Below are 19,896 nucleotides of genomic sequence, written 5' to 3'. Positions count from 1 at the left end.
TCAGGCGCGGCGCGCCATCATCAGCTTCTTGATCTCGGCAATCGCCAGCGCCGGGTTCAGGCCCTTCGGGCAGGTGCGGGCGCAGTTCATGATCGTGTGGCAGCGGTACAGCTTGAACGGATCTTCCAGATCGTCCAGGCGCGAACCGGTGTCCTCGTCACGCGAGTCGATGATCCAGCGGTAGGCCTGCAGCAGGATCGCCGGGCCCAGGTAACGCTCGCCGTTCCACCAGTAGCTCGGGCAGCTGGTCGAGCAGCACGCGCACAGGATGCACTCGTACAGGCCGTCCAGCTTCTCGCGGTCTTCCGGCGACTGCAGGCGCTCGCGGTCCGGCGGCGCCGGGGTCTGGGTGCGGATCCACGGCTTGATCGAGGCGTACTGCGCGTAGAAGTGGGTCAGGTCCGGAACCAGGTCCTTGACCACGTCCATGTGCGGCAGCGGGTAGATCGGCACCTCGGCCTTGCCGCAATCGGCGATGGCGCGGGTGCAGGCCAGCGTGTTGGTGCCGTCGATGTTCATCGCGCACGAACCACAGATACCTTCACGGCAGGAGCGACGGAAGGTCAGGGTCGGGTCGATCTCGTTCTTGATCTTGATCAGCGCGTCCAGGACCATCGGGCCGCACGCATCGAGGTCGATCTCGTAGGTGTCGGTACGCGGATTCTGGTCGTCGTCGGGACTCCAGCGGTAGATCTTGAAGGTGCGCGTGTTCTTCGCGCCGCCCTTGGCGGGGAAGTGCTTGCCCTTGGTGATCCGGGAGTTCTTCGGAAGTGCAAATTCAGCCATGTTCGTAGGTTCCCCGGATCAGTAGACGCGCGGCTTCGGCGGCACGACGGACACGTCATCGCTGAGCGTGTACATGTGCACCGGACGGTAGTCGAAGCTGCACTTGCCCTTGTCGTCGACGGTGACCAGCGTGTGCTTCTGCCAGTTGACGTCGTCGCGGTCCGGGAAGTCCTCGTGCGCGTGGGCGCCGCGGCTTTCCTTGCGCTGTTCGGCCGAGTTGATGGTCGCAACGGCGTTGAGCAGCAGGTTGTTCAGTTCGTAGGTCTCGATCAGGTCCGAATTCCAGACCAGCGAACGGTCGGAAACCTTGACGTCCTGGAACGAGTCGAACACCTCGGCCATCTTCTTGCAGCCTTCCTCCAGCGTCTTGCTGGTGCGGAACACGGCAGCGTCGGCCTGCATCGTGCGCTGCATGCGGTCACGGATGACGGCGGTCGGCGTATCGCCATTGGCGTGGCGCAGCTTGTCCAGCAGGCCCAGCGCCTTGTCGCAGGCATCGGACGGCAGGGTCTTGTGCGAGGCACCCGGCTTGATCGTCTCGGCGCAGCGGTTGGCCACGGCGCGACCGAACACCACCAGGTCGAGCAGCGAGTTCGAACCCAGGCGGTTGGCGCCGTGCACCGACACGCAGGCCGCTTCGCCGATGGCGTACAGGCCCGGCACCACGGCATCCGGGTTGTCGCCGACCTTGCGCACCACTTCGCCGTGGTAGTTGGTCGGGATGCCACCCATGTTGTAGTGGACGGTCGGGATCACCGGGATCGGCTGCTTGTGCACGTCGACGCCGGCGAAGATGCGGGCGCTCTCGGCGATGCCCGGCAGCTTCTTGTCGATCACGCCCGGGCCCAGGTGGGTCAGGTCGAGCAGGATGTGGTCCTTGTGCTCGCCGACGCCGCGGCCTTCGCGGATTTCGATGGTCATCGAACGCGACACCACGTCGCGCGATGCCAGGTCCTTGTAATGCGGTGCGTAGCGTTCCATGAAACGCTCGCCGCTGCTGTTGCGCAGGATGCCACCCTCGCCTCGCACGCCTTCGGTGATCAAGCAGCCGGCACCGTAGATGCCGGTCGGGTGGAACTGCACGAATTCCATGTCCTGCAGCGGCAGGCCGGCACGGGCCACCAGGCCACCGCCGTCACCGGTACAGGTGTGCGCCGAGGTAGCGCTGAAGTAGGCACGGCCATAGCCGCCGGTGGCCAGCACCACGCCCTGCGAACGGAACAGGTGCAGGGTGCCTTCGGCCATGTCCAGGGCGAGCACGCCACGGCAGACGCCTTCGTCGTCGAAGATCAGGTCGAGTGCGAAGTACTCGATCATGAACTGCGCGTTGTGCGCCAGCGACTGCTGGTACAGGGTGTGCAGGATGGCGTGGCCGGTACGGTCGGCGGCGGCGCAGGTACGCTGCGCGGACGGGCCTTCACCGTACTTGGTGGTCATGCCACCGAACGGACGCTGGTAGATCTTGCCTTCTTCGGTGCGCGAGAACGGAACGCCGTAGTGTTCCAGCTCGATGATGGCCGGGATGGCCTCGCGGCACATGTACTCGATGGCGTCCTGGTCACCCAGCCAATCCGAGCCCTTGATGGTGTCGTAGAAGTGGTAGCGCCAGTCGTCCTCGCCCATGTTGGCCAGCGCGGCGGAGATGCCACCCTGCGCTGCAACGGTGTGCGAGCGGGTCGGGAAGACCTTGGTGATGCAGACGGTCTGCAGGCCCTTCTGGGCCAGGCCGAAGGTCGCACGCAGGCCAGCGCCACCAGCGCCGACGACCACCATGTCGACCTTGTGTTCAGTGATGTTGTAAGCGGACATGTATCAGTTCCCAAGCGCGATGCGGGCGACCGCGAAGATGCTGACGATCGCGCCGAGCACGGCGACGAACTTGACCATGGTCTGCAGGGCCAGGGCCATCAGCGAGTTGTGGATGTAATCCTCGAGCACCACCTGCAGGCCAAGCTGGGCGTGCCAGAACATGGCGACCAGGAAGCCGACCAGCAGGATTGCATTCCACGGCTTGGAAACAGTTTCCACGGCGGTGACGTAGTCGGCGCCGAGCAGGCTCAGCACCAGGCACAGGAACCAGATAGTCAGCGCGACCAGCGCGGTGGCGGTCAGGCGCTGGTGGATGAAGTGCTCGGTGCCGGACTTGGAGCTGCCCAGGCCGCGTGCATTCTTGAGCGGGGTACGGAACTTGCTCATGCGGCGGCTCCCATGCAGACGTAGGCCCAGATCGCGGCGGTGATGACCAGCGAGGCGATCACCGAGATCCAGCTGCTGCGGATGAAGGTGGGCTTGGCATAGCCGATGGCGAAGTCCTGCACGATGTGGCGGATGCCATTGCACAGGTGGTAGGCGAAGCACCAGCTCCAGCCAAACAGGATCACCTTGCCGTACCAGGCGCTGGCGTGGGTGGTGAAGCAGCTCCAGGACTCAGGGCCCATCATCAGGGCGAGCAAACCGCCTGCGATGATCAGGGCGCCGACAGCCAGAATGATGCCGGTGGCTCGATGCAGGATCGAGGTGGCCATCTGGATCTGCCAGCGATACACCTGCAGGTGCGGAGAAAGGGGGCGGGGTCTGTTCGCCATTCGCTGACTCGTTATCTCGGCTGGGCGGCACAATGCCGCGTTGGCTCAACGCTGCTCAGAAATCGATGCAGCGCCCGTTTTTTTCCCAATCGCCATATCGCACCGGATCAAGTCCGCCGCGACCACCGATTTCCTGCGGCACCGGCGTGGCCTCGGGAAGCGGCTGCTTCTCGGGGGTCGACGGGGCTTCAGCTTCGGTCTCGGGAGTGGGGGTTGTTTGGCCTATCATGGTCGGTCTCGCAACGCACAAATTTTAGTCCCCAGTCACGTGTCTGACAACCTCGCCCCCGCTTTCAACGGTTTCCGCACATTGGCCATGGCGCAGATCGTGCGCCTTTCCGGCCCGGATGCGGTCGCTTTCGCCCAAGCCCAGTTCGCCAACGACATCCCTTCGCTGGCCGATGGCCATTGGCAATGGAGCGCCTGGCTGACCGCCAAGGGCCGCGTGATCGCCATCTTCCAGCTGCTGCGGCTGGATGCGCAGGAGCTGCTGCTGGTCTGCCACGACGGCGGCGCGGCGGCCATCGCCGAGCAACTGCGCCGCTTCGTGTTCCGTCGCAAGGTGGTGGTCAGCCATGCCGACACGCTGAGCGTGAATGCGGCGCTGCAGGCCCCGACCGAGGCCGATGGTGCGCGGATCGCGCGGCGCGACGGTGACGTGGTCGAGCTGGATGTCGGCAGCCTGGCCCTGCCCCGCACCCTGCTGCTCGGGCCGGCAACCGCGGCCGCCACCCCCGGCGAGGAGCTGGCCTGGCGGCAGAGCGACCTGCGCTTCGGGCTGCCGCGATTGGTGGATGCCCAGCGCGAGCAATGGACGCCCCAGCAACTGGGACTGGACCGGCTGGCCGCCTACAGCGTGAAGAAGGGCTGCTATCCCGGCCAGGAAATCGTGGCCCGCACCCATTTCCTGGGCAAGGCCAAGCGCTCGCTGGCCCTGCTGCACACCGTGGCCACGCCCGAAGCCGGTACCGCGGTCAGCCAGAACGGCGCCACCATCGGCAGCGTGGCCAGTAGCGCTGGCGTGCTGGCGCTGGCCGTCCTGCCACTGGAGATGGCCGAGGGCCCGCTGCAGGTCCTCGACGCGGACGCCCACATCATGCCGCTGCTGGACGGCCTGGCGCGCTGAACCGGGTACCGGGGCTCAACCAGCCCCGTGGGCCTCGATGCGATTGCCGCTGGCGGCATCGAAGAAGTGCAGCGCCGACGGCCTCACCGCCACCTGCAGTTCCTGCCCGACCTGCGGCAGGGCCTGCGGCGCCACCCGGATGACCAGCGCCTGCGCGCCGAGGCGCAGATTCACGAACATCTCGTTGCCCACCGGCTCGATACCCTCGATCCGCGCGGCGAACGCCCCCTCCCCGGTGGCAGGCTGCAGGTGCTCCGGCCGCACGCCCACCGCCAGGTCGCGGCCCACCCATTCCGGCGCGACCATCGCCGCTCCCAGCGGCACCTCGGTGCCATCGCCCAGCCTCAACCAGGCCGCCCCCTGCGCGTCCTGGTGCAGCACGCCGCGCAGCACGTTCATCGCCGGACTGCCGAGGAAGCCGGCCACGAACAGGTTGGCCGGGCGGTCGTAGAGCGCCATCGGCGTGTCGATCTGCTGGATCACGCCTTCGTTCAACACCACGATCCGCTGTCCGAGCGTCATCGCTTCGACCTGGTCGTGGGTGACGTAGATCATCGTGCTGCCCAGCTTGCGATGCAGCTGGGCGATCTCGGTGCGCACGGTATGGCGCAGCTTGGCATCCAGATTGGACAGCGGCTCGTCGAGCAGGAACACCTCCGGCTCGCGCACCAGCGCACGCCCCAGCGCCACGCGCTGGCGCTGGCCGCCGGACATCGCGCGCGGCAGCTTGTCCAGCATCGTCGTCAGGCCCAGCGCGTCGGCGGCGCCCTGCACGCGGCGCTGCACCTCGGCCTTGTCATGGCCGCGCAGCTTCAGGCCGAAGGCCAGGTTCTCGGCGACGGTCATGTGCGGGTACAGCGCGTAGTTCTGGAACACCATGGCGATGTCGCGGTCCTTCGGAGCCACGTCGTTGACGACACGATCCCCGATGCGCAGCGTGCCGGCGCTGATGTCCTCCAGCCCGGCCACCATCCGCAACAGTGTGGACTTGCCACAACCCGATGGCCCGACCAGCACCATCAACTCGCCGTCGGCGATCTCGAAACTGGCCCCGTGCACGGCCACCTGGCCGTTGTCGTAGACCTTGCGCACACCCTCGAAGCTCACCTTGGCCATCACCACCTCGTTGACATCGCCACATCCGGCACTGTGCCCGCAAACGGGCAAATCACTTCATGCCAATGCCCGCATTGGCACAGTGCAATCGTATACATCCGAAACCGTGTGCACAGTAAGCATATTCATATGGCAACATCCCGGTTCCGTTTTTCCATTTGCCAGCCCAGATGAACATGCGGCTCCGCCCTGCGGACCGCGGCGTTCGCGGCACTGGCATTGACTGCAATGCCCCCTCCCCCGGCCCCGGCAGACGCAAGCAGCCCAAGGCTCCAGTTCCTTGAATACAAACAATTGACAACGATGTCATCCGCACACGAAACTCGAGAAATGCACGATACCCTCTTCCTGTTCGGTGCCACAGGCGATCTGGCCCAGCGCTACCTGTTCCCCTCCCTGTTGCGCCTGCTTGGCGATGGCCTGCTGCCGGAAGACTTCAAGGTTCGTGCCCTGGCGCTGTCGCCGCACGACACCGCCAAGTTCCACGACATCCTGCGCCCGCGCCTGGAGCAGGCCATGCCGCAGGCCCGCCAGGAAGACATCAACGACCTGCTGCGCCGCATCGACTACCGTTCGGTGGACCTGCGCAACGCCGAGTCGGTGGCCGAGGCCGTCAAGGACCTGGTCGACCGCAGGTGCGTGAGCTACCTGGCGATCCCGCCGGGCCTGTACATCTCCACCTGCGAAGGGCTCGCCCTGGGGGGCGCGCTGGCGGCACCGCACCGGCTGATGCTGGAAAAGCCGATCGGCTCGGACAGCGCCAGCGCCGAGGAGATCCTGCAGACCATCGGCAAGTGGATCGACGAAGACCGCGTGTTCCGCCTGGACCACTACCTGGGCAAGGCCGCGGTGCAGAACCTGATGGCCCTGCGCTTCGGCAACACGCTGCTGGAGGCGGTGTGGAACCGCAACTACATCGAGTCCGTGCACATCATGGTCGCCGAGAGCGACGGCGTGGATGGCCGTGACTCCTATTACTCGCGCTCCGGCGCGCTGCGCGACATGGTCCAGAGCCACATCCTGCAGCTGCTGTGCCTGGTGGCGATGGAGCCGCCGGCCTCGCTGGAAGCCGACCGCATCCGCGACGAGAAGGTGAAGGTACTGCGTGCCCTGCGCCCGTTCGATGCCCGCCATGCGGCCAAGGATTCGGTGCGTGGCCGCTACACCGCCGGCACCATCAACGACCAGCCGGTGCAGGCCTACCAGCCGCCGGAAGGCAGCGAAGCGGAAACCTTCGTCGGCGTCACCGCGCACATCGACAACTGGCGCTGGGCCGGCGTGCCGTTCCACATGGTCACCGGCAAGCGACTGCCCGAGCGCACCACCCGCATCGAGGTCAACCTCAAGCCGGTCACGCATTGGCTGTTCGAGCGCCCGACCCGCCACCACGCCAGCGCCAACCGCCTGACCTTCCAGCTGCAGCCCCAGGAGAACATCCAGCTCGGCCTGATGAGCTCGCTGGCCGGCCCGGAATGGGGCGCGCTGGAACTGCAGCCGCTTGAACTGGAACTGTCGGTCCCGACCGGCCTGCACCGTCGCATCGCCTACGAGCGCCTGTTCCTGGACGCCTTCAACGGCAACCACGCCCTGTTCGTGCGCGACGACGAAGTGCGCGCGGCCTGGGCCTGGATCGACAGCATCAGCGACGCCTGGAAGGCTTCCGACCAGGCGATGGAACCGTACGCCGCCGGCAGCTGGGGCCCGCGTGACGCGGCCCACTTCCTGCCGGGCGACATCGTCGCCGAGGCTAGGGCCGAAGACGGGGACGCGCCGTGAGCGCGTCGACGACGGTCCTGGTCGCCGACATCGGCGGCACCAACGCCCGCTTCGCGCTGGCCGACCTCTCCCTCGCCGCTCCGTTGAACCAGGGCAGCATCGTCGAGTACCCGGTCGCACAGTTCGGCTCGCTCGGCGATGCCGCCGCGCACTACCTGCAAGAGCAGGGCGCCACTGCCAGCAGCGGCGTGTTCGCCGTGGCCGGGCGCGTGGATGGCGACGAAGCACGCATCACCAACCATCCGTGGGTGATCTCGCGCTCGCGTACCGCCGCCCAGCTGGGTTTCGAGCAGTTGCACCTCATCAACGACTTCGTCGCCCAGGCCATGTCGATCGCGCTGCTGGGGCCGGCCGACGTGGTGCAGATCGGCGGCGCCAGCTGGGAGCCGGCACCGGCCGGCGAACCCCGCAACTACTGCGTGATCGGCCCGGGCACCGGGCTGGGCGTGGGCGGCCTGGTGGTGCGCGACGGGCGCAACTACCCGCTCGCCACCGAAGGCGGCCATACCAGCTTCGCACCGGCCAACCCGGAGCAGATCCGCATCCTGGAGATCCTCTCGGCGCAGTTCGGCCGGGTTTCCAATGAACGGCTGGTCTGTGGCCCGGGCCTGGTCAACATCCACCGCGCCTTGAGCGAGATCACCGGCGTCGACCCCGGCCAGCTGGCACCGTCGGACGTGACGGCCCGCGCCGCCGCAGGCGACGCGATCGCGACCCGTGCGGTGGAAGTGTTCCTGGAGATCTTCGGTGCCGTGGCTGGCGATGCCGTGCTGGTGCAGGGCGCCTGGGATGGCGTGTTCCTGACCGGCGGGCTGGTGCCGCGCTTGCTGCAGCAACTGCAGCTGTCCGGCTTCCGCCCCCGTTTCGAAAGCAAGGGCCGTTTCACTGCGACGATGTCGCAGATTCCGTCGATGGCCATCGTCCACCCCTGCCCCGGCCTGCTCGGCGCCACCGCCTACGCGCTGGACCTGCAGCACGCTACACGAGGAACCCCCGCATGAACGCCGCTGTTTCCGACCGCATCACGCTTGTCCGCCACGGCAACGACGAGGACTGGACCGAAAGCGTAGCCAAGGAAATGGCGGGCTTCCTGCAACAGGACATCAAGCAGCACGGCCGCGCCCGCATGCTCCTGTCCGGCGGCACCACGCCGGCACCGGTGTACGAGATGCTGTCCGAGCAGCCGCTGGAATGGGCGCGCGTGGACGTGGGCCTGGCCGACGAGCGCTGGCTCTCGCCGCAGGACCATGACAGCAATGCATGGCTGGTGCGCAACAGCTTCCTCAAGCTCGCCGAGGGCGCGCATTTCGACCCGCTGGTGCGGGTCGGCCGGCCGATCGCCGAGTGCGTGCACACCGCCAACCTGCTGGCCGAGCATGCGCTGCCGGCCACGCTGGTGGTGCTGGGCATGGGCAACGACGGGCATACCGCTTCGCTGTTCCCCGGCTCGAAGGACCTGGACCGCGCGCTGCAGAGCCGCCAGGCCTATGCCGCGCTGGACGCCACCGGCTGCCCGGTGGCCAAGGACTGGCACCTGCGCATCACCCTCACCCCGCAGGGCCTGGCCCCCATCCGCCATCGCCTGCTGCTGCTGCGCGGCAAGCAGAAGCTGGAGGTGCTCGAGGCCGCGCTGGCCTCGGGCGACGTGCACACCTACCCGATCCTGGCCGCGATCAACGCACCGGGAAACAAACTGCGCGTCCACTGGGCACCGTAATCGCGGGCGCCGGCCTTGCCGGCATCCGTCCCCCTTCCTTCAAGGCCGGCACACCGTCCGACCTCAACTCATAGCCGGTAGCCAATGAGCCTGCACCCGACCATCCACGCCATCACCGAACGCATCCGCCAGCGCAGCGCCCCGTCGCGCGCGGCCTACCTGGCCGGCATCGACGCCGCCCTGCGTGAAGGCCCGTTCCGTTCGCGCCTGAGCTGCGGCAACCTGGCCCACGCCTTCGCCGCCTGTGGCCCGACCGACAAGGGCCGGCTGCGCGGCGACGTCACCCCGAACCTGGGCATCATCACTGCCTACAACGACATGCTCTCGGCGCACCAGCCGTTCGAGCACTACCCCGAGCTGATCCGCAGCGCCGCCCGTGAACTCGGCGCGACCGCGCAGGTGGCCGGCGGCGTGCCGGCGATGTGCGACGGCGTCACCCAGGGCCGCGGCGGCATGGAGCTGTCGCTGTTCTCGCGCGACGTGATCGCCCAGTCCACCGCCATCGGGCTGAGCCATGACATGTTCGACAGCACGATCTACCTGGGCGTGTGCGACAAGATCGTGCCCGGCCTGCTGATCGGCGCGCTGGCCTTCGGCCACCTGCCGGCGGTGTTCGTGCCGGCCGGCCCGATGACCCCGGGCATCCCGAACAAGAAGAAGGCCGAGGTCCGCGAGCGCTACGCCGCCGGCGAAGCCACCCGCGAGGAACTGCTGGAAGCCGAATCGGACTCCTACCATGCCCCGGGCACCTGCACCTTCTATGGCACCGCCAACTCCAACCAGGTTTTGCTGGAAGCGATGGGCGTGCAGCTGCCGGGCGCCTCGTTCGTCAACCCGGAACTGCCGCTGCGCGATGCGCTGACCCGCGAAGCCACCGCGCGCGCGCTGGAGATCAGCGCGCTGGGCCAGGACTTCCGCCCGCTCGGCCACCTGATCGACGAGCGCGCCATCGTCAATGCCGTCGTCGCGCTGATGGCCACCGGCGGCTCGACCAACCACACCATCCACTGGATCGCGGTGGCCCGTGCCGCCGGCATCGTGCTGAGCTGGGACGACATGGACCAGCTCTCGCAGATCGTGCCGCTGCTGGCCCGCGTGTACCCCAACGGCGAAGCCGACGTGAACCGCTTCGCCGCGGCCGGCGGCCCGGCCTTCGTGTTCCGTGAACTGATGGACGCGGGCCTGATGCACGATGACCTGGCCACGGTCGCCGCTGGCGGCATGCGCGCCTTCGCGCAGGAACCGCGCCTGATCGATGGCCAGGTCGTCTACGCACCGACCGTAACCGAGAGCGCGGACCTGGAAGTGGTACGCCCGGCGGCCGATCCGTTCGAAGCACAGGGCGGCCTGCGCCTGCTCAAGGGCAATCTCGGCAAGTCGCTGATCAAGCTGTCGGCGGTGAAGCCGCAGTACCGCACCATCGAGGCCCCGGCCGTGGTCGTCGATGCACCGCAGGCATTGAACAAGCTGCACGCCGCCGGTGCGCTGCCGCACGACTTCGTCGCCGTGGTCCGCTTCCAGGGCCCGCGCGCCAACGGCATGCCGGAACTGCATTCGCTGGCGCCGCTGCTGGGCCTGCTGCAGAACCAGGGACGCCGCGTTGCGCTGGTCACCGATGGCCGCCTGTCCGGTGCCTCGGGCAAGATCCCCGCCGCGATCCATGTCACCCCGGAAGCCGCGCGCGGTGGCCCGATCGCCCGCGTGCGCGAGGGCGACATCATCCGCCTGGACGGCGAGGCCGGCACGCTGGAAGTGCTGGTGGACGCCGCCGAATGGGCCGCGCGCGGCATCGCCGCCAACACCGCGCCGGCCGGCAATGACATGGGACGCAATCTGTTCGCGATGAACCGCCGCATCGTCGGCCCCGCCGACCAGGGCGCGGTGTCGATCTCCTGCGGCCCGGCTCACCCCGATGGCAGCACCTGGGACTACGACGCCGAATACGAGCTTGGCCACGACGCCGCGGCCGCCGCTGCGCCGCACGAAGCCAAGGACGCCTGATTCCGCGTGCCGCCCGCGGCACGCTTCCGCTGCATTGAGAGGAACACGATGAGCATTGCCCAGTACCAGGATCGCGCCGAGCAGCTGCTGAGCGCCGCCGGCATCCTGCCGGTGGTTACCGTCCATACCCTGGACCAGGCACGCGCGGTCAGCACCGCGCTGCTGGAAGGTGGCCTGCCGGCCATCGAACTGACCCTGCGCACCCCGGTGGCGATGGACGCGCTGGCCATGCTCAAGCGCGAGCTGCCCGACGTGGTCGTCGGTGCCGGCACCGTGCTGACGGTCGAGCAGATGCGCCAGGCCATCGACGTCGGCGCCGACTTCCTGGTCACCCCGGGCACCCCGGCGCACATGGCCGATGCGCTGGCCACCGCCCCGCTGCCAGTGGTGCCGGGCGCGGCGTCGCCGACCGAGCTGTTGGCCCTGCTTGCCCGTGGTTTCCGCATCTGCAAGCTGTTCCCGGCCACCGCCGTGGGCGGGCTGGCGATGATCAAGGGCGTGGCCGGCCCGATCCCCGAGCTGAAGCTGTGCCCGACCGGTGGCATCACCGAAGCCACCGCCGCCGATTACCTCGCGCAGAAGAACGTGGTGTGCATCGGTGGCTCGTGGATGGTGGCCGACAGCTGGATCCGCGCTGGCCAGTGGGACGAAGTGAAGCGGTCCGCCGCCGCCGCCGCGGCGATCGTCAGGCAGGCACGCGCAGGCTGAGTTTTCCAAGTACGACGGCAGATCTCCCTCTCCCTCCGTCTACTTCACTGCGCCCCGGTGTTCGGGGCGCAGTTTTTCTTTGTGCAGGGCGGTGCGCGTATCGGGGCAATCCCTGCCAGTTGTTTCAGCGGCGCGCACGCTCGCCGCGACGCTGGTCGGCGGGCACGTCGATCTCCACCTTGGCCGGCAATTGGGTGATGCGCAGTTCGCGCCCTTCCCAGGCGGCCGGCTCCCCATTGATGCTGGCCTCGCCCGGCGCACCCTCATACGGCCACGGCAGCACCAGGCCGCCGGCCGGCAAGCGCAGCCCCTCCGGCACCTGCAGGGTCAGCTTGCGGTCACTGCGCGCGAGGGCGTACTTCACCGTGCCATGCGAGGTCCGCAGACCGTCGATGGCGATGCCCTTCCCCGCCAGCCAGTCCGCGGGCACGCCGGCCGCCAGCACGATCGCATCGTCCACCTCGCGCTTGTAGGCGAACATGTCCAACGCCGAGCGCACGAAATCCGAGGCCACCCAGGCGTGCGGCAGGTCGCCGACGAAGAACGGCTTGCGGGGCGTCGAGGACACCACTTCGGCCCATTGGTTCCAGCCCTGCGGCGCGCGGTCCTTGAAGAAGAACTCGGTCGCCGCCCAGGCGCGGGTACGCCAACCCAGGCGCACGAAGGCCGCGACATTGCGCCATTCGTAGGGCGTGTAGTCCTTCCACTGCCGCTTGCCGTCACGACGCGCCTCGAACTCGCTCCAGTAGCGTTCGAAGGTGTTGTCCAGCGCGGGCTGCGGCAGGCGGCCCTGCTCGCCGCCCGGTGCCAGCGCGATGGTGGTCGAGGTGGCATCGAAGTCCCCCAGCTCCACCGACCCGGGCAGGAAGTCGATGCCATGTGCCTGCATGCTGGCCCGCAACGACTGGTCCAGGTCCTGGCGGAACGCGTCGCGGGAGGCCGCCATCATCGCCGCGTCCTCTTCCAGCCCCAGCGCAACGGCGATGTCCGCCGCATCCTTGTAGCCGCGCAACGCCCAGAAGTCGTCCCAGTACGAGTGCACCGGCTTGGCCGAATAGCCTTCGTGGCTGATCGAGGCCGGCATCATCCCGTAGAAGCCCGGATTGCGGGCCCGGTTGTCCTCGGTGCGCTCGCTCAGGCGCAGCTGCTCCATGTACTTCCAGGCGCCCTGCACGTGCGGCCACATCCGCTGCAGGAACTGCAGGTCGCCGGTATGCCGCCAGTACTCGGCGATGGTGTAGATCAGTTCGCCGTGACTGTCGTTCTCCGGCACCGGGTCACTGCCACGGGCATCCACGCAGCACGGCACCATGCCGCTCTCGAACTGGTACGGCGCGTACCAGTCCACGTACTGCCGCACCGCGTCGTCGCGGCCCATGCGCAGCAGGCCTTCGGAAATCATCGCGCCATCGCGGATCCAGCTGCGTGCGTAGGAGCGCGTGCCGGGCTGCAGGCTCGGCCCGACCCGCGAGATCAGCATGTGCGCCAGGGCGGTGCGCACGGTGTCGGCCAGCGGCTGGCCCGCCGCCGGCACCTGCAACCGCACCTGGTCCAGCTTCTGCCGCCACTGTGCAGCCACCTGCTGCTGCGCCTTGTCCACGTCGAACCCGGCCGGTGGCCGCCAGTCACCGACCTGCGGCAACACCAGCGCCACCTCGCGGCTCTCGCCGGGCTCCAGCTTGAAGGTGTAGAGCAACGCACCGGAGGCCAGCCCGGTGGCATCGCGCACCTCGGTATCGGCGGGCAGGGTCTTGTCTGCCAGATGCGTGACGTCCAGCTTGCCGTCGAAGGTACTGGCGAAGGCCTTGTCCGGGGCGGTCATCGCGAACACGCGCGGCACGCCGTTGACCTCGACCTGGTTGCCCTTGACCGCCAGGCGCTCGATCCGGCTCACCCCGCCCACCGTGTTGAGGAACTGCGTGGGCGGATTGACCTGGAACGGACGCACCGCCAACGCCAGGGTGTACTCCCGACCCGTCTTGCCCGGGTTGTGCAGCCGGTAGCGCGTGACCAGCTGCGCCTGCTCCGGCCGTCCCTGCACGAAACTGCTGACCTGCAGCCCGAAGTCCGCATGCTGCCACTGCACCGTTGGCATCGGCAGATAGCCATCCTGCAGGCTCTGGCTGCCAGTCACGTCCGCCCAGCTGACCACCTTGCCGTCGCTCAGCACGAAGGGCTCGACGCTGAAGCCGGACTTCACCGCCTCCACCGCGCCGTCCTCGCCCATCAACGCCTGCTCGCGGCCACCGTCCAGCCCCAGCAGCGTCCAGTAAGGCTGCTCACCGGTGAAGCCGCGCGGCAGGAAACCGCGCGGCAGGTCGGCCGCCACCGAGCGGATGAAATCATTCGGAGTCGCCGCGAAGGCCAGCGGCTTGAGCGAGATGTCACGGATGCCATAACGCCAGTTCGGGCCATCCTGCAGGTCGAAGCGCAGGTAGCGCGCCTCGGTGTCCGGCAGGGCCAGCCAGTCGCGACCGCCTCCGCCGGTGGTCACCTCGCGCACCGGATGCCAGTCGCGGCCATCGCGCGAGGCCTGAACCACGTAGCGCGAGGCCTGCAGGCCGGGCACCCATTGCACCACCGCGCCGCCGAACTCGCGCACCTTGCCCAGGTCCAGGCTGATGGTCTGCTGCTTGACGCCGCCGCTGATCCACATCGTGTCCGGCTTGCCGTCGGCGATGCGCTGCTGCAGCGCGGTCGCGGTGTCGGCCAGCACCACCGGTTGCAGCGGCGAGGTGTCCTCCTTGGGCAGCGGCTGCAGCGTCAGGCGGTCGAAGCAGACCGTGCCGCGTCCACCGACCTTGCTGTAGATGGTGAACTCCACCGCGGCGCTGCGCCGCAGCGTGCGGTCCGGGTCCGGGCCCCAGGCCTTGTCGATGTGACGCTTGCGGTATTCCACGCGCGTCCAGTTCTTCGGGAACGCATAGCCGGTCCTGTTCACCCACCAGACGTTGTCGCCGCTGGCGTCGATGAGCTTGAACTGCAGGTCGTTGGCCGGCGAATCGCCGCGCAGGTCGAACGAGACCTGGTAATTCTCCGGCCAGCTGACATCGAGCTTGCGGCGGATGCCTGCATAACCGGACACCTCGTGGAAGTCGTAGTCCAGGCACAGGGCGCGGCCGTTGCCACCGGCCACCGGCCGCAACGAACCACTCACCTGCGGCGAGGTGATCAGCTGCCACGCCCCGATGTCATCGAAGCTGGCCAGCACCGTCGTGCTGCCGGGTGAGGCTGCCCCCAGCAGCAAGGTGGCCAACAGGCCCACGGCATAACGCTTGTTCATCACCAGAATCCCGAATCACGATCGACGGCAGGCGTCGGATTTTCGCAAAGTTCCCTGTTCCGAACGACGCTGGTTGCAGACGGAAGTACCACCGCCGGCGCTCAGCCCTTGACGCTGCCCAGCAACAAGCCCTGGATGTAATACCGCTGCAACACCAGGAACAGCAGCAACACCGGCAGCACCGTGACCACCGCGCCGGCCATCATCATCTCCACGTCCTGGATGTGCTCGCGCGACAGGCTGGCCAGCGCCACCGGCAGCGTGTAGTGCTCCTGGTCGGTGAGCACGATCAACGGCCACATGAAGTCGTTCCACGCGCCCATGAAGGTGAAGATGGCCAACGTCACCAGCACCGGCTTGAGCATCGGCAACACGATCTGGAAGAAGATCCGTGCCTCGCTGGCCCCATCGATGCGCGCCGCCTCCAGCAGTTCATCGGGGATCGAGCGCGCGTACTGGCGCACCAGGAAGATGCCGAACACGCTGGCCAGCGCCGGGATCACCACGCCGCCGAACGTATTGACCAACCCCATCTGCTTCATCAGCAGGAACAGCGGCAGCATCGCCACCTGCGCCGGGATCACCAGCGCCGCCAGCAGCATCTGGAACACCCGTTCGCGCCCGGCAAAGCGCAGCTTGGCGAAGGCGTAGCCGGCCAGGGTGTTGAACAGCAGCGACCCCAGCGTGATGCCCAGCGACACGACCAGGCTGTTGAGGAAGTTGCCGCCCATGCCGGTGCGGCTGGCCAGCGCGTGGTAGTTGGCCAGCGTGGCGTGCGCGGGCAGCAACGGTGGCGGGAACTGCGAGGCCTGCCCGCTGGGCATGAACGACACCGACAGCATCCAGGCCAGCGGCGCCAAGCTGATCACCGCCAGCACCGCCAGCGCGCCGTTGATCCACCACGCATGCCAACGCGATTGCCCGATCTCCCGGCTCATACCAGCTCCTTGCGCTTGCCGAAGCGCAGCATCAGCGTGGTCACCGCCAGGATGATCAGGAACAGCAGGAACGCCACGGCCGAAGCGCGCCCCAGGTTCCACCACTTGAAGCCTTCCTCGAACATGAAATACAGCACGCTGACCGTGCTCTGCAGCGGGTCGCCGCGGGTCATCACGTAGGGCTCGGCGAACAGCTGGAAATAGCCGGACACGGTGATCACGCCCACCACCAGCAACACCGGCCCCAACATCGGCAGGGTGATGTGCAGGAACTGCTGCCAGCGCGTGGCCCCGTCGATGCGCGCGGCCTCGTACAGGTCCCTGGGGATCGCCTGCAGGCCGGCCAGGAAGATCACCATGTTGTAGCCGAAGTTCTTCCAGACCGCGAACAGGATGATGGTCGGCATCGCCCAGCGCGGGTCACCCAGCCAATCCACCGGATTGATGCCGACCTGGCCCAGGCCCCAGTTCACCAGCCCGTAGCGGGTGTGGAACAGGTAACGCCAGATCACCGCCACCGCCACCAGCGTGGTCACCACCGGGGCGAACAGGGCGGTGCGGAACAACGCCTTGAAACGGCTCGCCGGCGCATTGAGCAGCATCGCCGCGCCCAGCGACACCGCGATGGAGAGCGGCACGCCCAGCACCACGAAGTACGCGGTGTTGCCCAGCGACTTCCAGAACATCGGTGTCTGCAGCAGGTCGATGTAGTTGCCCAGCCCGTTGAAACGCAGGTTGTGCGGGTCGGCCAGTGCATACAGGTCGAAGTCGGTCAGGCTCAGCGCCAGTGCCGACAGCACCGGCAACCCGAAGAACACGCCGATCACGATCAGCGCCGGCGCGGCGAATACCCAGCCAACGAGCGAACGCTGCTTCATTGCCCTGCCCCCGCCGCGTTGGCGCCGGCCTGCTGTTCAACGATCCAGCGGCGCTTGGCCAGGATCTCGTCGACCTGCTGGTCCAGCTGTTCCACCGCCTTGTCCTGCGGCAGGCCACCGCGCACCACCTGCTCGGTGACCACCCGCATCTGCTGTGCGATGCGTTCCCACTCCAGCACCTTGGGCGTCGGTTTGACCCGCTCCAACTGGTCGGCGAATGCCGCGGTGAGTGGATCGTCGGTCAGCTCCGGCGACTGCCACGCACTGCGCCGTGGCGGCAGGTCACCGATGACGGTGTAGAAGCGCTGCTGGATGTCCGGGCGCGACAGGAACTCGATCAGCTTCCACGCCGCCTCCTTTTTCTGCGAGGCGCGGAACACCACCAGGCTGGTGCCGCCGGCGATACCGGCACCGGGGCCGTCCGGGCCGGGCAACGGGGTGGTTCCCCACTCCCCGTCCAGGCCAGGGGGCTGGCGCTGGCGGAACTCGCGGATGTTCCAGGGCCCGGACAGGTAGAACGCGGTGAAGCCACGGAAGAACTCGTCCCAGACGTTGGAGATCTGCGTCTCGGACATCTTCGGCGCCCAGCCCTGCTCGAACATGTTGTCGTAGAAGGCCAGCGTGCGCCGGAAGCCAGAACTGCGGAAATTGCCGCGCGTGTCGTGGTCACGCAGCAGCCCATCGTCCTGCTGCAGGGCGAAGGACAGCTGCGGCTCGAACTCGTTGAGCGGCATCAACACCGGGTAACCCTTGTCGCCCATCAGCTTCTTCAGCGCGGCGTTGGCCTGCTCCCACTCGGCCCAGGTGCGCGGCGGGTGGTCGTAGCCGGCCTGGCGCAGCAGGTCCTTGCGGTAGAACAGCAGGCGCGTGTCCACGTACCACGGGATGCCGACCAGTTGCCCGTCGACCACATTGGTGTCCCAGATACCGGGGAAGTAATCAGCCTGATCCACCACGGACGAGGCGTCCGCCCGGGCCTGCAGCGGCTCCAGCGCCTGCAGCGTGGCGAACTCGGCGATCCAGGTGTTGCCGAGCTGGCAGACATCGGGCAGCCCTTCGGCGGCATAGGCGGTCAACAGCTTTTCATGCGCCGCCGTCCACGGGATGTTCTGCACCTCGACGTGGATGCCCGGGTTCTCCACCTCGAACTCGCGCAGCAGCTCGCCCACCACTTCCGCTTCGCGGCCCATCGCCCAGAAGCGCAGCGTGGTGCCGTCCTGCGGCGTGCCGCCGCAGCCAACCAGCACGCCGGACAGGCACAACAGCAGCAGCGCGCGGATCATCGACGGCATGTCACTGCTGCGGCTTGGAGGCCGGCGGGTTGCCCGCCGCGGCCTTCTGTTCGGCCGCGGCGGCAGCGCGCGATTCGGCGATGCCGGTGGCGCGGGCCGACGCCGCGCGGTCGTCCTTCTGCAGGGGCTGGAAGCTGTCCTCCGGCGCCAGCCAGCCACCGGTGAAGCCCGCCCGCTCCAATCCCTTGCGGACATACGGGTTCTTCTTCATCACGTCCCACACGAACTCGTCGCGGTAGTTGGCGATGCCCAGCAGGATCGGCCCCTGGTCGATGGCGATGTAATCGCTGGCCACCCAGCCACGCTCGGGGATGGTGCGCCCGGTCTTGAGCGGGATGTCGTAGTTGAAGCTCGGGTTGAACGAATCCAGGAACCCGTAGCTGGAGTACAGGTAGTCGCCGTAGCGCTTGTGCATCTCCACGGTGGCCGGGATCACCACCTCCGGCGCATACGGCAACGAGGAGATCGCCGCCGACGGCACGATGGTGCCGTCATCGAAGTTCTCGCGCAGGCCCGCGCCGCGCGAGGAGTAATGGCGGAACTGGCGCTGCTCGCCCTTGTACTCCTGGGTGGTGTTCTGCGGCCCGTCGCCGGCGGTCAGGCCCCAGACGTTGTCGCCGTAGTCCTTCCACTGCATCGGGTTCTCGATGGCGTACTCGCGCTGGGCCAGCGTCGCGCGCCGGGTGTTGAGGAAATAGTCGATGCCGCGCTCGCGCATGTACGCGTCCTGGATGTCGCGGAAGTCGATCCAGACGTGGCTGTACTGGTGGCCGAACAGCGGCCCGAAGGACAGGTATTCCTGGCCCTGGTAGACGCCCCAGTCGTTGTCGTAGGTACGGGTCCACACGGTCCAGGCGTCCGGCTCGACCGGATGGGTGGGCGAGCCCAGCGCCAGCACGTACAGCATCATCGCCTCGTTGTAGCCCATCCAGTCATGCTGGATGAAGCCGCTCTCCGGGAACCAGCCCATCGAGACCAGCGGCTTGTTGCGTTGCAGCCACTGCCAGTCCACGCGCTTGTACAGCGTGTCGGCGATCTGGCGGATCTCCTTCTCGCGCGGGTCCTCGCCGTCGTAGTAGGACTGCGCGAACAGCACGCCCATCATCAGCAGCGCGGTATCCACGCTGGAAAGCTCGACCCAGCTGTCGTAGCGGCGACCTTCCTGCATGTCCAGGAAGTGGTAGAAGAACCCCTTGTACCCGGCCTTGCCGGTACGCTGCGGCCCGGAAGGCAGGTCACGGAAGAACTTCAGCGTCAGCAGGGTGCGGTCGACCGCCTGGTTGCGGCTGACCCAACCGTTCTTGATGCCCACCGGATAGGCGGTCAGCGCAAAGCCCACCGACGCCACGCTGGCGAACGGCCGCGACGGATAGCGGTCCGGGGTCAGCCCGTTCTGCTCGTTGGTCGTATCCCAGAAGAACTGGAACGTGCGCCGCTCGATGTCATCGAACAACGGCGGCAGTTCCGGCTTCATCGGCCGTGGCGGCAGGTCCGCCTCGACCAGGATCACCTGCGGCAACACCTTCGGCATCGGCGGCTCCGGCGCCTTGCCACACCCCGCCAGCACCGCCAGCGCGAAACCAGTGGCCAAGCCAGCGAACAACCGGGGGCTACGTGACATGCTCAAGACGACATCCGTTGTAGAGGAATCAGGTCGCCACCTGCCCTTGATGGTCAATGTGGCGCGTGT

Annotated in this window: 17 protein-coding genes; 6 read left to right on the top strand and 11 right to left on the bottom strand. The window is 67.6% G+C overall.

Annotated elements, in window-relative coordinates; all coding sequences use genetic code 11:
- The 5 genes from VA603_RS04050 to VA603_RS04030 are packed head-to-tail and all read right to left on the bottom strand — an operon-like array spanning window position 1 to window position 3,600.
- Complete coding sequence (locus tag VA603_RS04050; RefSeq protein ID WP_132863059.1) at window positions 1–786, bottom strand: succinate dehydrogenase iron-sulfur subunit; 786 nt, start codon at window positions 784–786, stop codon at window positions 1–3.
- 18 nt (window positions 787–804) lie between these two features.
- Entirely contained in the window at window positions 805–2,595 is a 1,791-nt protein-coding gene (gene sdhA, locus VA603_RS04045) for a succinate dehydrogenase flavoprotein subunit (RefSeq protein WP_132863058.1), read from the bottom strand.
- Window positions 2,596–2,598: 3 nt separating this feature from the next.
- Window positions 2,599–2,982, bottom strand: coding sequence for a succinate dehydrogenase, hydrophobic membrane anchor protein (gene sdhD, locus VA603_RS04040; protein ID WP_323437984.1), 384 nt, complete (start codon window positions 2,980–2,982; stop codon window positions 2,599–2,601).
- Window positions 2,979–3,371 carry a succinate dehydrogenase, cytochrome b556 subunit gene (sdhC, locus tag VA603_RS04035; RefSeq protein ID WP_132863056.1) on the bottom strand — a complete coding sequence of 131 codons (393 nt, stop codon included), beginning with the start codon at window positions 3,369–3,371 and terminating at the stop codon, window positions 2,979–2,981. Before sdhC ends, sdhD begins: the two co-directional genes overlap by 4 nt.
- A 55-nt stretch (window positions 3,372–3,426) precedes the next feature.
- On the bottom strand, window positions 3,427–3,600 hold the full coding sequence (locus tag VA603_RS04030) for a DUF1674 domain-containing protein (RefSeq protein WP_132863055.1): 174 nt from the start codon (window positions 3,598–3,600) through the stop codon (window positions 3,427–3,429).
- Between the two features lie 39 nt (window positions 3,601–3,639).
- On the opposite strand from VA603_RS04030, the gene ygfZ reads away from it, so the two are divergent.
- Entirely contained in the window at window positions 3,640–4,497 is an 858-nt protein-coding gene (gene ygfZ, locus VA603_RS04025) for a CAF17-like 4Fe-4S cluster assembly/insertion protein YgfZ (RefSeq protein ID WP_132863054.1), read from the top strand.
- A 15-nt stretch (window positions 4,498–4,512) separates the two neighbouring features.
- Here the strand turns inward: ygfZ and VA603_RS04020 are convergent, their stop codons facing one another.
- Window positions 4,513–5,613: an ABC transporter ATP-binding protein gene (locus VA603_RS04020; protein WP_323437983.1), complete on the bottom strand. Its 1,101-nt coding sequence runs from the start codon at window positions 5,611–5,613 to the stop codon at window positions 4,513–4,515.
- A 330-nt stretch (window positions 5,614–5,943) separates the two neighbouring features.
- On the opposite strand from VA603_RS04020, the gene zwf reads away from it, so the two are divergent.
- From zwf to eda, 5 genes are all read left to right on the top strand, one after another.
- Entirely contained in the window at window positions 5,944–7,389 is a 1,446-nt protein-coding gene (gene zwf / locus VA603_RS04015; RefSeq protein WP_132863052.1) for a glucose-6-phosphate dehydrogenase, read from the top strand.
- Window positions 7,386–8,390 carry a glucokinase gene (glk, locus tag VA603_RS04010; RefSeq protein ID WP_323437982.1) on the top strand — a complete coding sequence of 335 codons (1,005 nt, stop codon included), beginning with the start codon at window positions 7,386–7,388 and terminating at the stop codon, window positions 8,388–8,390. The genes zwf and glk overlap by 4 nt, the downstream gene beginning before the upstream one ends.
- A complete protein-coding gene (gene pgl, locus VA603_RS04005; protein ID WP_132863050.1) occupies window positions 8,387–9,106 on the top strand; it encodes a 6-phosphogluconolactonase in 720 nt (239 codons plus the stop codon). The genes glk and pgl overlap by 4 nt, the downstream gene beginning before the upstream one ends.
- An 84-nt stretch (window positions 9,107–9,190) precedes the next feature.
- On the top strand, window positions 9,191–11,107 hold the full coding sequence (gene edd / locus VA603_RS04000) for a phosphogluconate dehydratase (RefSeq protein WP_132863049.1): 1,917 nt from the start codon (window positions 9,191–9,193) through the stop codon (window positions 11,105–11,107).
- 48 nt (window positions 11,108–11,155) lie between these two features.
- Entirely contained in the window at window positions 11,156–11,815 is a 660-nt protein-coding gene (gene eda, locus VA603_RS03995; RefSeq protein WP_132863048.1) for a bifunctional 4-hydroxy-2-oxoglutarate aldolase/2-dehydro-3-deoxy-phosphogluconate aldolase, read from the top strand.
- Between the two features lie 124 nt (window positions 11,816–11,939).
- Here eda and VA603_RS03990 read toward each other — a convergent pair whose 3' ends face one another.
- The 5 genes from VA603_RS03990 to VA603_RS03970 form a co-directional block, all read right to left on the bottom strand.
- A complete protein-coding gene (locus tag VA603_RS03990; protein ID WP_323437981.1) occupies window positions 11,940–15,098 on the bottom strand; it encodes a discoidin domain-containing protein in 3,159 nt (1,052 codons plus the stop codon).
- A gap of 101 nt (window positions 15,099–15,199) precedes the next feature.
- Window positions 15,200–16,036, bottom strand: a complete 837-nt coding sequence (locus VA603_RS03985; RefSeq protein WP_132863046.1) for a carbohydrate ABC transporter permease — start codon at window positions 16,034–16,036, stop codon at window positions 15,200–15,202.
- Complete coding sequence (locus tag VA603_RS03980; RefSeq protein ID WP_323437980.1) at window positions 16,033–16,914, bottom strand: carbohydrate ABC transporter permease; 882 nt, start codon at window positions 16,912–16,914, stop codon at window positions 16,033–16,035. Before VA603_RS03980 ends, VA603_RS03985 begins: the two co-directional genes overlap by 4 nt.
- A complete protein-coding gene (locus tag VA603_RS03975) occupies window positions 16,911–18,206 on the bottom strand; it encodes a sugar ABC transporter substrate-binding protein (protein WP_425603652.1) in 1,296 nt (431 codons plus the stop codon). Before VA603_RS03975 ends, VA603_RS03980 begins: the two co-directional genes overlap by 4 nt.
- Window position 18,207: 1 nt before the next feature.
- The gene (locus VA603_RS03970; RefSeq protein ID WP_132866067.1) at window positions 18,208–19,827 is read right to left on the bottom strand and encodes a glucoamylase family protein; all 1,620 of its coding nucleotides are present in this window, start codon (window positions 19,825–19,827) and stop codon (window positions 18,208–18,210) included.
- Between the last annotated feature and the right edge of the window lie 69 nt (window positions 19,828–19,896).

It is taken from the genome of Stenotrophomonas capsici (genome assembly GCF_034961085.1).
In the GTDB taxonomy this organism is placed as follows: Bacteria; Pseudomonadota; Gammaproteobacteria; order Xanthomonadales; family Xanthomonadaceae; genus Stenotrophomonas; species Stenotrophomonas capsici.
Note: the sequence above shows the minus strand (reverse complement) of the source record. Positions and strands in the feature narration are given on the sequence as shown.

Excerpts from the sequence above, each read along its gene's own strand:
- eda (WP_132863048.1), top strand. The coding sequence starts at position 11,156 with ATGAGCATTGCCCAGTACCAGGATCGCGCCGAGCAGCTGCTGAGCGCC.
- VA603_RS04020 (WP_323437983.1), bottom strand. The coding sequence starts at position 5,613 with ATGGCCAAGGTGAGCTTCGAGGGTGTGCGCAAGGTCTACGACAACGGC.
- zwf (WP_132863052.1), top strand. The coding sequence starts at position 5,944 with ATGCACGATACCCTCTTCCTGTTCGGTGCCACAGGCGATCTGGCCCAG.
- VA603_RS03985 (WP_132863046.1), bottom strand. The coding sequence starts at position 16,036 with ATGAGCCGGGAGATCGGGCAATCGCGTTGGCATGCGTGGTGGATCAAC.
- VA603_RS03990 (WP_323437981.1), bottom strand. The coding sequence starts at position 15,098 with ATGAACAAGCGTTATGCCGTGGGCCTGTTGGCCACCTTGCTGCTGGGG.
- edd (WP_132863049.1), top strand. The coding sequence starts at position 9,191 with ATGAGCCTGCACCCGACCATCCACGCCATCACCGAACGCATCCGCCAG.
- VA603_RS04030 (WP_132863055.1), bottom strand. The coding sequence starts at position 3,600 with ATGATAGGCCAAACAACCCCCACTCCCGAGACCGAAGCTGAAGCCCCG.
- VA603_RS03980 (WP_323437980.1), bottom strand. The coding sequence starts at position 16,914 with ATGAAGCAGCGTTCGCTCGTTGGCTGGGTATTCGCCGCGCCGGCGCTG.
- sdhA (WP_132863058.1), bottom strand. The coding sequence starts at position 2,595 with ATGTCCGCTTACAACATCACTGAACACAAGGTCGACATGGTGGTCGTC.
- VA603_RS03975 (WP_425603652.1), bottom strand. The coding sequence starts at position 18,206 with ATGCCGTCGATGATCCGCGCGCTGCTGCTGTTGTGCCTGTCCGGCGTG.
- sdhD (WP_323437984.1), bottom strand. The coding sequence starts at position 2,982 with ATGAGCAAGTTCCGTACCCCGCTCAAGAATGCACGCGGCCTGGGCAGC.
- pgl (WP_132863050.1), top strand. The coding sequence starts at position 8,387 with ATGAACGCCGCTGTTTCCGACCGCATCACGCTTGTCCGCCACGGCAAC.
- VA603_RS04050 (WP_132863059.1), bottom strand. The coding sequence starts at position 786 with ATGGCTGAATTTGCACTTCCGAAGAACTCCCGGATCACCAAGGGCAAG.
- VA603_RS03970 (WP_132866067.1), bottom strand. The coding sequence starts at position 19,827 with ATGTCACGTAGCCCCCGGTTGTTCGCTGGCTTGGCCACTGGTTTCGCG.
- sdhC (WP_132863056.1), bottom strand. The coding sequence starts at position 3,371 with ATGGCGAACAGACCCCGCCCCCTTTCTCCGCACCTGCAGGTGTATCGC.